This is a genomic window from Microcystis sp. M53603_WE2 (genome assembly GCF_030065435.1).
Window position 1 is genome coordinate 1 of record NZ_JASJFF010001287.1, and the last position, 11,722, is coordinate 11,722.

At 42.5% G+C, this 11,722-nt stretch carries 14 protein-coding genes, 1 tRNA gene and 2 pseudogenes; 7 read left to right on the forward strand and 10 right to left on the reverse strand.

Annotation, left to right across the window (positions count from 1 at the left end):
- From PX481_RS26830 to PX481_RS26845, 4 genes are all read right to left on the reverse strand, one after another.
- On the reverse strand, positions 1-2,418 hold a 2,418-nt coding region (locus PX481_RS26830), incomplete at its 3' end, for an AAA-like domain-containing protein (RefSeq protein WP_288096984.1).
- Between the two features lie 68 nt (positions 2,419-2,486).
- On the reverse strand, positions 2,487-2,822 hold the full coding sequence (locus PX481_RS26835; protein WP_012268273.1) for a XisI protein: 336 nt from the start codon (positions 2,820-2,822) through the stop codon (positions 2,487-2,489).
- Positions 2,810-2,941, reverse strand: coding sequence for an element excision factor XisH family protein (locus PX481_RS26840; protein ID WP_002761389.1), 132 nt, complete (start codon positions 2,939-2,941; stop codon positions 2,810-2,812). Before PX481_RS26840 ends, PX481_RS26835 begins: the two co-directional genes overlap by 13 nt.
- A gap of 27 nt (positions 2,942-2,968) precedes the next feature.
- Positions 2,969-4,585 (reverse strand): AAA-like domain-containing protein, encoded by a 1,617-nt coding sequence (locus tag PX481_RS26845; RefSeq protein ID WP_149978441.1) that lies wholly within the window; start codon positions 4,583-4,585, stop codon positions 2,969-2,971.
- A 268-nt stretch (positions 4,586-4,853) separates the two neighbouring features.
- Here PX481_RS26845 and PX481_RS26850 point away from each other — a divergent pair, with 268 nt between their 5' ends.
- Entirely contained in the window at positions 4,854-5,102 is a 249-nt protein-coding gene (locus PX481_RS26850) for a DUF433 domain-containing protein (protein ID WP_002774376.1), read from the forward strand.
- Positions 5,093-5,461 (forward strand): annotated as a pseudogene (locus tag PX481_RS26855) (DUF5615 family PIN-like protein). The gene PX481_RS26850 and the pseudogene PX481_RS26855 overlap by 10 nt, the downstream one beginning before the upstream one ends.
- Before the next feature lie 138 nt (positions 5,462-5,599).
- Here the strand turns inward: PX481_RS26855 and PX481_RS30265 are convergent.
- Positions 5,600-5,809 (reverse strand): helix-turn-helix domain-containing protein, encoded by a 210-nt coding sequence (locus PX481_RS30265; RefSeq protein WP_139374386.1) that lies wholly within the window; start codon positions 5,807-5,809, stop codon positions 5,600-5,602.
- Between PX481_RS30265 and PX481_RS29940 the strand changes: the two genes are divergently transcribed.
- On the forward strand, positions 5,757-5,966 hold the full coding sequence (locus tag PX481_RS29940; RefSeq protein WP_353852238.1) for a hypothetical protein: 210 nt from the start codon (positions 5,757-5,759) through the stop codon (positions 5,964-5,966). The genes PX481_RS30265 and PX481_RS29940 overlap by 53 nt on opposite strands.
- Here the strand turns inward: PX481_RS29940 and PX481_RS26865 are convergent.
- Both PX481_RS26865 and PX481_RS26870 read right to left on the reverse strand, forming a co-directional pair.
- Positions 5,938-6,156, reverse strand: a pseudogene (locus PX481_RS26865) (helix-turn-helix domain-containing protein); the annotation flags it as partial. The gene PX481_RS29940 and the pseudogene PX481_RS26865 overlap by 29 nt on opposite strands.
- A complete protein-coding gene (locus PX481_RS26870; RefSeq protein WP_353852239.1) occupies positions 6,153-6,497 on the reverse strand; it encodes a type II toxin-antitoxin system RelE/ParE family toxin in 345 nt (114 codons plus the stop codon). The pseudogene PX481_RS26865 and the gene PX481_RS26870, both read right to left, overlap by 4 nt.
- Before the next feature lie 224 nt (positions 6,498-6,721).
- Between PX481_RS26870 and PX481_RS26875 the strand changes: the two genes are divergently transcribed.
- From PX481_RS26875 to PX481_RS26885, 3 genes are all read left to right on the forward strand, one after another.
- Positions 6,722-6,973 carry a hypothetical protein gene (locus PX481_RS26875; RefSeq protein WP_002797268.1) on the forward strand — a complete coding sequence of 84 codons (252 nt, stop codon included), beginning with the start codon at positions 6,722-6,724 and terminating at the stop codon, positions 6,971-6,973.
- An 86-nt stretch (positions 6,974-7,059) separates the two neighbouring features.
- On the forward strand, positions 7,060-7,311 hold the full coding sequence (locus tag PX481_RS26880; RefSeq protein ID WP_002774365.1) for a hypothetical protein: 252 nt from the start codon (positions 7,060-7,062) through the stop codon (positions 7,309-7,311).
- Positions 7,308-7,721, forward strand: a complete 414-nt coding sequence (locus PX481_RS26885; RefSeq protein ID WP_130757600.1) for a type II toxin-antitoxin system VapC family toxin — start codon at positions 7,308-7,310, stop codon at positions 7,719-7,721. The genes PX481_RS26880 and PX481_RS26885 overlap by 4 nt, the downstream gene beginning before the upstream one ends.
- A gap of 15 nt (positions 7,722-7,736) precedes the next feature.
- On the opposite strand, the gene PX481_RS26890 is transcribed toward PX481_RS26885, so the two are convergent.
- Positions 7,737-9,050 carry a tetratricopeptide repeat protein gene (locus PX481_RS26890; RefSeq protein WP_288027378.1) on the reverse strand — a complete coding sequence of 438 codons (1,314 nt, stop codon included), beginning with the start codon at positions 9,048-9,050 and terminating at the stop codon, positions 7,737-7,739.
- A gap of 291 nt (positions 9,051-9,341) precedes the next feature.
- Positions 9,342-9,415, reverse strand: a tRNA-Arg gene (locus PX481_RS26895).
- Positions 9,416-9,458: 43 nt separating this feature from the next.
- On the opposite strand from PX481_RS26895, the gene moaC reads away from it, so the two are divergent.
- The gene (gene moaC, locus PX481_RS26900) at positions 9,459-9,959 is read left to right on the forward strand and encodes a cyclic pyranopterin monophosphate synthase MoaC (protein WP_002774359.1); all 501 of its coding nucleotides are present in this window, start codon (positions 9,459-9,461) and stop codon (positions 9,957-9,959) included.
- 223 nt (positions 9,960-10,182) lie between these two features.
- Here moaC and PX481_RS26905 read toward each other — a convergent pair.
- On the reverse strand, positions 10,183-11,722 hold a 1,540-nt coding region (locus PX481_RS26905), incomplete at its 5' end, for a cobaltochelatase subunit CobN (protein ID WP_288096991.1).

The following is an 11,722-nucleotide window of genomic DNA, read 5'->3' on the forward strand; positions in this document are numbered from 1 at the left end:
CCACACCCTCGCTGTCTTGTCTTCTGAGGCGGTGACGATGCGCTTGCCGTCTGGGCTAAAGGCGGCTGTCCAGACATAGCCTTGATGGCCGTTGAGGGAGGCGATTTCTCTTCCCGTCTCGGCATCCCACACCCTCGCTGTCTTGTCTTCTGAGGCGGTGACGATGCGCTTGCCGTCTGGGCTAAAGGCGGCTGTCCTGACACTGTCTTGATGAGCCAAGAGGGTTTGGTGCTGCCAAGGTTGCCCTGCACGATTTTCTACGGTATCTAGCATCGTTTGCAGCGCGTAAAGGGGATTTGCCGCAAACCCCGCCCGTCCCTTTTTCTGTGCCAATGCCTTCGCCGCTTCTCCAACTTGGATCGCCTCTACCAATGCTGGGATCTGTCCAAATTGAAAGTTATTTGAGGCAACCTCACCCGATCGCTCTAACCGATTGACCGCAAGGATCGTTTCCTGTGCTATCTCTGCCTGTCGCGCCGCCCTTTCTGCCTTTTGCTGCTGGGCTGCAGCAAGTCGGAACTGCTGCTCTGCTGCCACCTTATCCCGTTCTGTGGCTGCCCTATCTCGGTTGACTTGAGCCAACTGCGCCGAGGCTACCAGTACCCGTTCCTGTGCTTGTAGGTATTGCTGCTGGGCCGATCGCGCTTGGTTTTGTGCCTGCTGGAACTTGCGATCGGCATCCTTTAGCTTTCCTCGCGCTACTGAGAGATTTTTCTGGGCTAATTTTTCCTTTCCCCTCGTCTGGCGCAAATTGCTATCTAAAATAATTTTGTCTTGCTGTAACTTCCTTTGGTCTGCTAATAATCTCAGTTTGTCGCCGTTCAGTTTTGTGATATTGGTTTGGGCAACCCTGAAATTATTCGTTGCCTTTATCGAAATAGGAACGGCAATAGCAGCAATGGCAATAGCTCCCAATGCCCCCAACAAACTAAGCTTATTCCGTCGATTAGCTTTTTTGATGATTTTGTCGGATTCCTCCCTTGTTTCTAATAATGCTTGGTTCGCTGTTTCTAATTCTGTTTCCGCCTGTTCCCTCGCCGCAGTCAAAATCTGATTCGCTTCCGTTTCCGCCGCCAATCGCCTTTCCATATCCCGTTTTTCGACATCCTGGCTATCATCTAAAAAGCGTTCATCTTCTTTACTCAAGCGCTTTCCTTTTGCCCAAGTCTCCGCCTCCCGCAACGCCTGTCCCCGCAACAAAAACGACTCTTTCTGCTCTTCTTGTGCCTCCTGCCAAGCCTTAAACGCCTCCCCATAAAACCCCGGACGCAAATCCGCCAAAGCGCGAGCCACCCACTGCCCATTAAACACCTGCGCGTAGATGGGGTTATAGACTTTCAACCTGCCCTCTCGCTTCACCACCAAACCCGTCAGCCGCAGTTGCAGTTGCTCGTAGCTCTCATCGGCAATGATCCCCCCTTCCTTTCTGGATGAGAGAGGGGGGGGTTCAGCATCCAAAACTTGCTGATAAATCCCTAGCAGTCGCCCCCGTAGCCGTTCGTCACTGCGTAAAATCCTGTCTCGAATCGTTTTCAAATGCGGCGGCACGTCCTGCGCCTCCCAATTATCGATAAGCTGGCTCGTCACCACCTGCGCCACCAAATCTGGGGGCGATAGGCGCAAATCTGCCTCCTGCACTACCAAATTCAAGACCCGCTGCGTCAAAAACGGCTGTCCCCCCGTCCAATACAACACCGCTTGCAGCACCGCCTGCGGATCGTCCACCTTGCCCACCAAACCCTGCATCAAAGGTTGAGCTTCCTGGAGTTGAAAGCCACTCATCTCCACCGCCCGACCGATATTAAACGCCGAACTACGCTTACTGACAATCAGATCGGAAGGTGTTGCCACCCCTAAAAACGCAAAAGTCAGCCGCCGATAACGCAGATCTTCCGCCCGCCGCTCAAAGAAAGAGCGAATCAGAATGAAAAAACCATCGGTATCAAACTTGAGACTGAGCAGGTTATCAATTTCTTCGACAAAAATGACGACATCTTGCGAGAGTTCTGCCAGCAATACGCGATCGATAAAATAAGTAAAGCGTTCGACCGCCGAAATCGACTGAGCCGCCAGATCCTTCCACCAACTCGAAAAATCGATTTTCTCTTGTAAATGCAAATCATCGATCAAGCGTTTTATGGTTCCGGCATACCACTGATCCTCGCTCAAACTGGTTCCCCGGGTTTGCGGGTCAATGACCGCACAAGCCACCCCCTCTGCCGCTAACTTCTGCATCACCCGCACCCGCAAACTAGACTTGCCCATCTGCCGCGAGTTAAAGACAAAACAATATTCTCCTGATTTCAGGCGATCGTACAATTCGCGATCGGCCTGTCGCTCTACATACCCACGATATTCGGCAGGTAAGCTCCCGCCTACTTGATAGCTAAAAGGAGTCGAGGAAGTTGGGTTTGTCATCTGATACCAAATTGCTAAAAATATGTCCCAGAAAACGGATTTCTTTAAGAAACCCGTTTTCTAAGAGGTTAGGCGATCGCGTAGCCCGTGTAACCGCGTACATCCGCCGGATGAAAAGCGAGGACAATATCCTGCCGGGGAACACCCGCCGCCACTAGCTCATGGGTTACTCCGTCTTCGGTTTCATCTCGTTGTACCCAGATTTTCTCGTTGATAATATCCAAATGAATTAAACAGCCATGCACGCGAGTTTTGCGATCCCATCCGAGCGTCATCAAAAGATAGCTATCTCGAACTTCATCAAAAATCGGCTTACAAATCAATTCGCCGTGAGAATAAGGGATTTCAGTATAAGGAATCAAAACCGATTTAATAATATGACGATACTGATCTAATTTTTCCATTGCGAAATGACCTCCTTTTCAGCATCAAAAACAATAAACTTGAGATTTTCATCTTCGATTAAAATTTGTCCGATTGGCTCTTCAAAAAATGAATTATAAATCACATCTCTAATCGCCAAATCTAGTTTACAATAAAGTGTTTTTATTTAATTTCCTCCCAAGCGATCGCAAAAATACTGACGATAAAGATCGCAGCGAGGTTTCACATTATTATCAACCCGCACCACTAATCCCATACTGTCCAGTTTAAACGACTCCTCAGACCGCAAACGTACCGGCGCTTCAGAAGTAATAACCAATTTCATGGCTGCCCCCAGTTCAGGATAATCTTCCAAAGTCTTCAAATGTCCCCGCAGATAATCGCTGTAAATTCCCGCTTCTGTGGGAGCCGTCCGCAAAAATTCCGCCAAAGAAAGATCCCCCGCTGCAATGTGATAGAGTGCCGAGCGCACCATGTAGGGATGCCCTCCAATTAACCCCATAAATTGTTCGAGTTCCCCCTCTGTCCAAGTTAATCCGTGCCGTGCTACCAACTCCTGTACCTGTTCAGGCGTAAACTCTCCCAATTCGATGGGCAACCCCACATTAAAAGGCGATTGATTGATATCCCGTTGGGCATAGGACTCTTGAGAATGGACGATGATCAGCCGCAATTTCTGCCACAGTTTTTTAATCTTGGAACTTTCATGCCAGCCGCGCAATAATCCGCATAAATCCGTCTCGATATCTGCGTATTTAAAGATGCGATCAAAGTTATCGATCGCCAACACTAACGGGCGATCGTTCCCCTCTAATAAATACTTCTCAAAATAATCCGTACTGTTATCGTTCGCTCCAAAAATATCATCCCAATACTCTTCAATCTTGACCCTTACTCCTAGTGGTTTACCCACCGACGCACAAAACCACTGCATGAACTTGTCGAGATCGTCAAAGAACTTTTGATTGGTCTGTTCCAGATCGATCGTTACCGCACGATAGCCTAGTTGAGATGCTTGGGCAAGTACCTTCGCCATCAGGGACGATTTGCCCATATTGTGGGGCGATTTAATCCGAATCAGGGAGCCAGGCCTTTGAATTTCCTCATAGCACCGTTCTTCGTAAGGGGAAGTAATATAAAAGCGAGAGTCAATGCTAACTTGTCCTTCTGGAGATTCCAAGCTAATTTCCTGTTGTATCTTGTCTGGAGTAACTGTTGGCTTGAGGGGTTCCGATTGCGTTGGCATCTCAGTGGCTTTTGCGGATTGTTGCGGCTCTGGCAAGACAGTGGGCTGTTTGTCAGTTAACACTGTCGCCATTTCCATTGCCGCCTGCCGAATCCCCTCAGCAATATTTAAAAACGCCTCACCCCGATTACTCCAAGTCGTCACAGGCTTGGCATTTTTTGGCAAAGCTTGCAACTTACCAAAAGGCGCACCACTCCAATCCACCGGCTTCAAAATAATCGGAATCACCCGCGCCTCCCCCGCATCATGCCGTGCGATCGCCCGTTCCATTTCAAGATCATAACAGTAGTCAGAAGCGATAAAGTTTTCACTAATCAACAACAGAATAATCTCGGCTGAATTGAGATTTTCATCAATGGCTTGTCTCCACTCTGTTCCAGCACTAATTTTGCGATCGTGCCATGATTTAATCACTCCCTGTCTTTGTAATGACGCGAGGTGAAGTCCCAAAGTTTCCCGCAGTTTCTCATCCCGGTGAGAGTAAGAAATAAATACATCGAGCGGTGTGGATGATATGTCTGGATTAGGTAAAATCATGGCTCTCAGTTTTAAGATTTCAGAAACCGGTTTTTTTCAACCTATTGATTTCAGAAAACGGGTTTTTTCAAAAAACCCGTTTTCTCGTCTAACTTGTTATACTATACTACTACAACTTAAAACCTCACCATTCCCTAATCTTCCCTACGGGGTTGGAGACAAGCTTTGCACCCTCACTGAAGGAGTAATTTCCCACTTCCACTCGCAACTATAGAATTAGCTATAATAAAATTACCACAGGTATCATCTTCATATTTCTGGAAACTATATGACCTTAAAACAATTAGACCGAATTACTTTTAACTCCAAAATTATGGCAGGTCAAGCCTGTATTCGAGGAATGCGTATTCCTGTTTCTTTAATTCTTAATCTACTTGCTAACGAAAAGCCGATAGAGGAAATATTAGAGGAATACCCTGACCTAGAAAGAGAAGATATTCACCAATGTTTATTATATGCTTCTTGGTTAGCCAGAGAACAAGTTCATTATTTTGAATTAATCGAGCAATGGAGATAGAGTTTCTAGCCGATATGGGGATTTCTCTGCGTACAGTCTCATGGTTAAGAGAACAAGGTTATGATGTCGTTCATCTTCGAGATGAAGGCTTACAAACTTTATCTGATCAGTAAATTCTTGCCAAAGCAAAAAGAGAAAAGCGGATAATTTTAACTGTCGATCTAGATTTTTCTCAACTTCTCGCTATTAGTGGTGATAATTTACCAAGTGTCATCCTATTCCGTTTAGGCAATGAAAACTACAATCTAATTAATCAGCGTTTAACTATAGTTTTACGAGATTGTACAAAAGCATTAAAGACGGGAGCAATTGTGTCAGTGACAGATCGTATTTTTCGGATTAGACTTTTACCAATTTAAGATTTTTGCTTTATAGCTTTCATGGAGTCTTCCCGTTAATTCCATCTTAAATATTGTGTTCCAAAAGCGAACACATTTATTATTGAGTACAAATTATAACATTGGCAAATAATCTCCCTGTCCTCTGTGTCTCTGTGGTTAATTACACTTCGTTTCTGAATAGTCACCAATAATTATAGGTTCTTTGTTGGGAATTTTGACAATAATTTCGACAGTTCCACCTAAGGCGTTAACTACTTCGCGCAGTGTATTTAGGGTCTGCTGAAAAAGTTTTTCGGTGGTGGCAGGGTGTGGGGTGTGGGGTGTGGGGTGTGGGGTGTGGGGTTTTACCAGTTTTGAGGTGGCCAATTACCTAATTTTCAGGGAAAAAGTCCAGGAATTTTCCCCCCGATCCCCGCAATGGCTGGCACTTTTTGAGGGGAAAAAAGTCCAAAAGTCTTATCCAACAAGGTTTTTAGATTTATTCAGCAAGCCCTATTTAGCTCTAGATTTTGCTCTTGTTTAAGTTTAGGTACTATTGATTGCTGTACTTCAAGATACTTTGCCAATTCTGATAAAGATAAACCTAGTTTTTCCTGCAAATACTTAAGCGTAAGTTCCTCCAGATAAATTTGGGAAGCTCTTGCTTTAATAATTGCTTGTCGTTCTCCACAAAGTTTATTAAATTCTTCCGAGAAGTTGGTATATTCTTTCATGACTTTTCTTCCTTAAGTTTTTCCAGATATTTTTGATAACGTTGATCTGCTATAGGAATATTTTCTTTGTACCATCTTTTGTTACCTGACTTGTTCCCCCCAACAAGTAAAATTGCTTGTCGATGAGGATCAAAGGCAAATAAAACACGCCAAGGTTCACCTTTATACTGAATACGAAGCTCTTTCATATTCTTAAAAGAAGATCCTTCAATGGTATCAACTCGTGGTCTCCCCAGTGCTGGTCTAAGTTTCATCAATACAGTTAAAACAGCAAATACTTCATTTTGAAGTCCCTGTTCTTGTTGATAAAACCAGAACCTAAAATCTGGATCAAATATAATATTCTATTCCATAACTATAATATAGTCTGTACATAAAATAATGTCAAGCTTTCAGTTAAACATTCGGCTCTCTTGCCATCATCATTATAAATTATAACATCGGTGAATAATCTCTGTGTTCTTTGTGTCTCTGTGGTTAATTACCCTCGATAATCTCCGTACCTCAATCCAACTTGAAAATGCTATAATAAAAGTAACCTATTATCACTAAGGAACCTTTAATCATGACTAACTTAAACAATCATTCAACCTCTAACACATCCGAAGAGCCTGAGTTATCAATGGAAGAACTCGATGCTAAATGGGATGCACTAGAAAATGACCCAGAATTTTTAGCAAAACCTATCTGGCAACAAATTATAGAAATTGGCGCACTTGTTCCCCAATCAGAATGGCGAAAACACTTACCTACAGACTTTGCGCGTAATTTTGAACACTATATGTACGGCGCACCGAGAGAAGATGAGGAAGAATGAAACAAATTTTCGCAAAACATTTACCTGACCAGATAATTTAGGTTATCATTAACTTATTCTCTTTAATCTAAAAGGAACCTTTAATCATGACTAACTTAAACAATCATTCAACCTCTAACACATCCGAAGAGCCTGAGTTATCAATGGAAGAACTCGATGCTAAATGGGATGCACTAGAAAATGACCCAGAATTTCGCAAAAAACCTTTTTGGCAAAGAATTGTTGAGATTGGTAACGTTGTTCCCCAATCAGAATGGCGAAAACACTTTCCCAGAGACTTTGCGCGTAACGCGGAACATTATATGTACGGCGCACCGAGAGAAGATGAGGAAGAATGAGAAAAATTTTCTTAGATACCTTCTATTTAAAAGCGTTAGCTGATAGAGGAGATAATGCTCATAGACTTGCTATAAGTATGGTAGCAAGACTGGGTAACTTTAGAGGTGTTACCAGTGAAATGGTTCTGACAGAATTACTCAATGCTTTATGCAGTAGAGGGGAATTTTTGCGTAAATCAGCTATTCGTCTAACTCATGATTTACGCAATGACAGCAAAACCATAATCATTCCCCAAACCAGTGAACAATTTCAGCAAGCTTTTGATTTTTACCAAAGACGATTAGATAAAGGATACAGTTTAACTGATTGTGCTTCCATGCAGATTATGAGACAACTGGAAATCTCTCAAATATTAACCTTTGATAAGCATTTTCAGCAAGAAGGATTTAGCGCATTACTCAGAGAATAGTCACTAAACTTTACTTCACTTTAATTTTTTCCTCGCTTCATATAACCATTGCTCCTCCTCCGTATTAATTTCCCTCCCTTCGGCTAATTTAAGACATTTACGCCAATTTTCCTGAGATAATTTCTTGTCTTCTTTTTCTAAAAGTTGAGCATAAATACAAAAAGCAGCACCGGGATTGCGGATAAATTTCTGATAAGCTGGATTTTCAGCGATACCAATAGCAACTAAAAGATTAGGAACTGCATCTTCACTGCGATTTTGCTTAAATCTGGCCCAGCCTAGATTTTTATAAATACTATATTTTTGTAATGCTAAATTGCGTTTCTCCTCTTCAGTAAATTGGTCTAGTTTTTCATCTTTTTCTGCTAATAATCTCTTGGCTTTTTCCAGTAACTCTACCGCTTCTGCATTCTTATTATCTCGCAGATACCAATAAGCGAGATTATTATAAGCATCTATAAAACCACCTTTTGCCGCAATTAAATAGTGTTTCTTCCCATTAGTCAAATCCTGTAACTCTTCATAAAGTGTTGCTAACTTATAATGAGCATCTAGATTATCTGGATCTAACTCAATCGCTTTTAAATACTTCTCTTCGGCTGAAGCTAAATTAGGAAATTCTTGACTTGCTGGCGGAGGAGATTGTAAACGGTTGCCTTCTTGCTTATAAAGCTCAGAAAACCAAGAGAAATTTAGATAAATTCCCAAGAGAATAGCAAAGACTATTACTGTTACAGAAAACTGTATTTCTTCATACCAATGTTCAGCAATCCCAAGCAATTTCATTAACTTAACAAAACCCTTCTGGCGCGTCCGTGTGAGAGCATTTTCAGTTTGTAATAAAGAAATGAAAGTCGAAAAAATAACACCTCCTATTTCTAGCAAACCTGAACCACCACTAAGAAACCGAGTAGCAATCGTTCCGATTAATGTAAAATTAACCCCTAATAAAACCAGTTTACCGATTCTCAATAGCCAATCAAAGCGATTGCAAGGATGCAAAGATTCCCTACTTTCTAAATGCCACCACCAAGCCTGAGCAGACATAGGTAAAGTCTCCCGATATTCAGCTAAGTCAAGAACTTGAGTAATTTTGTAGCTTTTCTGTTTTAATCTATTATCTTGTTCGATTAATTTTGACGACATATCAACCGAAATTTCCGCCTCAGCTTCCATTTGTTTATTAAGAGCATCTCTGGCGGCAATAATTTCTAAAGCCTGTGCTTTTTTCAGAGATTTATTATGAGAAGTATCTAAATAATTTAGAGCATTCTGGTAACGCTCTAAAGCAACTTGAAAGGGTGTCGGCACAGGTGCAGGAGAATTCATATTATACTAAATCCGTTGAGCATAGGTTACTTATAAGGACAGGCAAAAGGCAAGAGGCAAAAGGCAAAAGGGGGAATAAATAATCAGTTTTTAATAACCAGATTTAGTATTATACAATCCTAAAAGTTTAGTTTCTTTCACTGTTTGAGGGTAAAAAATACCTCGGCAAAACTGGCTGATGATACTAAATCCTGTTTAAAAAGTATAGGAAAGTGGGAAGATGGGGCAAAAAACCAAAGGAATTAGGAACTATATGTCCCTAATTCCTGTAGTATATGCCATTGTATGTAACGGGCTTGGAGAGACTCGAACTCCCGACCTTGTGGTCCGTAGCCACACGCTCTAATCCACTAAGCTACAAGCCCTTGTTTTTCTCAACAGTAAACTACTATAGCACAGGTTCATTCAATGACGCAAGAGGGTAAAGAAAAATTATCTCATCTCGACAGCCAAGGCGAGGCCCAGATGGTGGATGTATCGGAGAAAATGCCCACTAAACGCACTGCTATCGCCCTAGGACAAGTGAGAATGCTAAAAACGACTTTTGAAGCCATAGAACAGGGAAATGCGCCTAAAGGTGACGTTTTAGGGACGGCCAGACTAGCAGGAATTATGGCGGCCAAACAAACTTCCTCCTTAATTCCCCTTTGCCATCCCTTACCCCTGCAAAAAATCAATGTTCAGATTATCCCGAAAGCAGAGTTACCCGGCTACGAAATTCGGGCAGAAGTGGTGACAAAATCGGAAACTGGGGTAGAAATGGAAGCTTTAACGGCGGTATCTGTGGCAGCCTTGACTTTATACGATATGGCTAAAGCGTTAGAAAAATCAATCCTGATTGAAAATATCCGTCTGCTGAGTAAAACAGGAGGGAAATCAGATTATCATCAGGATTCCCTGTTGCGATGAAAACTCTAAGTAGGGTTTGCGGCAAAAAGTTTTTCCTGGTGTCAGGGTGTGGGGTGTGGGGTGTGGGGTGTGGGGTGTAGGGTGTGGGGTTGTACCAATTTTCAGGGAGTCAATTACCTAATTTTCGGGGAAAAAGTACCTGACTCCAATCGCTGGCACTTGTTGATTCCAAAAAAGCCTAAAGATATTATCCAAGAAGGTTTTTAGATTTATTCAGCAAACCCTAAGTAACCCCTTCTAATTTTTCATCGGTCAATTGATATAATTCCTGTAATTTCTCTAATTTGTCGGGGTCTGCTTGCCAAAAACCGCGACCCTGTGCTTCTAACATTCTACCGACAATATTACGGAAAGCTTCGGGATTAGCTTGACGCAATTTTTCCGCCATTTCTGCATCAAAAGCGTAGGTATCGGCTGCCTGATCATACACCCAATCGTCACTAAAATTAGCCGTACCGCCCCAACCAATTAAAGCGGTCATTCTTTGGGAGATTTCGTAGGCCCCACCGGAACCTTGATTAACCATGGCATTGGCCCATTTAGGATTGAGTAATTTACTGCGGTATTCTAAGCGCAAAACCTCCTCTAATTTGCGGGGAGTTGTATCATTGGAAAAACTCTCGACAAAACTCGTCATCACCCGTTTACCGCTTTGTTTTTCTGCGGCTAATTTTAATCCTCCTGTATTGCCGTAGTATTCCTGAATATCGGTTAAACCGTATTCTACCGAGTCAATTTCTTGGATAATACTTTCACTGGTTTTTAATAACTGTTGTAGCACTTCTGGTCGCGCTTGTCCCTTATCTTGACGACCATAACTAAAAACATTACGCTTTTCCCAAGTTTTCGCTAATTCGTTGTCATTGTCCCAATTTCCCTCCACTACTTGGTCATTAACTAAAGAGCCAAAATCCCCAGCAGGATTGGAAAACAAACGAGCGCTGGCATTGTCAATTCCTTGACTTTTTAAGGTTAAATAGTGCTTACGGATATAATTATCATTTTCCGATTCTTCTATCTCAGCTGCCCGCTGCATTAAATCATCCAATAACTCGATAATATTGATAAAAGTATCGCGAAAAATTCCCGATAAATTAGCCAGAATATCGATGCGCGGGTGTCCAATTTCCCCTAGAGGTTTTAATTCATACCTGACAATTCTTCCTGTCCCCTCTTTCACTGGTTCCGCACCAACTAATTCTAAGAGAATACCCAGGGATTCACCCTTAGTTTTAATCACATCTAATCCCCAGAGTAAAACTGCTACAGTTTCGGGATATTTTCCTTTTTCGGTTAAGTTTTGTTGTAGCAGTTTTTTGGCGATTTCTCGTCCGCGAGTGTAGGCTGCGGGGGAAGGCATCCGGTAGGGATCCAAAGCGTGTATATTGCGTCCTGTGGGCAAAACTCCCGCACCATCCCGGAGTAAATCACCCCCCGGTGCCGGTGGTACATATTCCCCATTTAATCCCCGCAAAAGATTAGTTAACTCTTCGCTATTTTGTCCTAATAAATTTTTAATAGTAATGCCTTCTTTAACCTTTTCATTGGTTGCTTCGTCAGCGATAATTTGCTGAAATTCTCGCTCAGATAAATCGGTAAAATAAGCATCAAGATAACCTTTTAATTCTTCCTGATTGGGAGCAGTTCCTAGGGTGTGTAACCCGGAAGAAAATAGTCTTTGTTCGACGATTTGTAGGTAATTATACACCTTGACAAAATAATCGGTTAGTGCATAGCGGCTAAATAATTTGGCATTTTCTAAA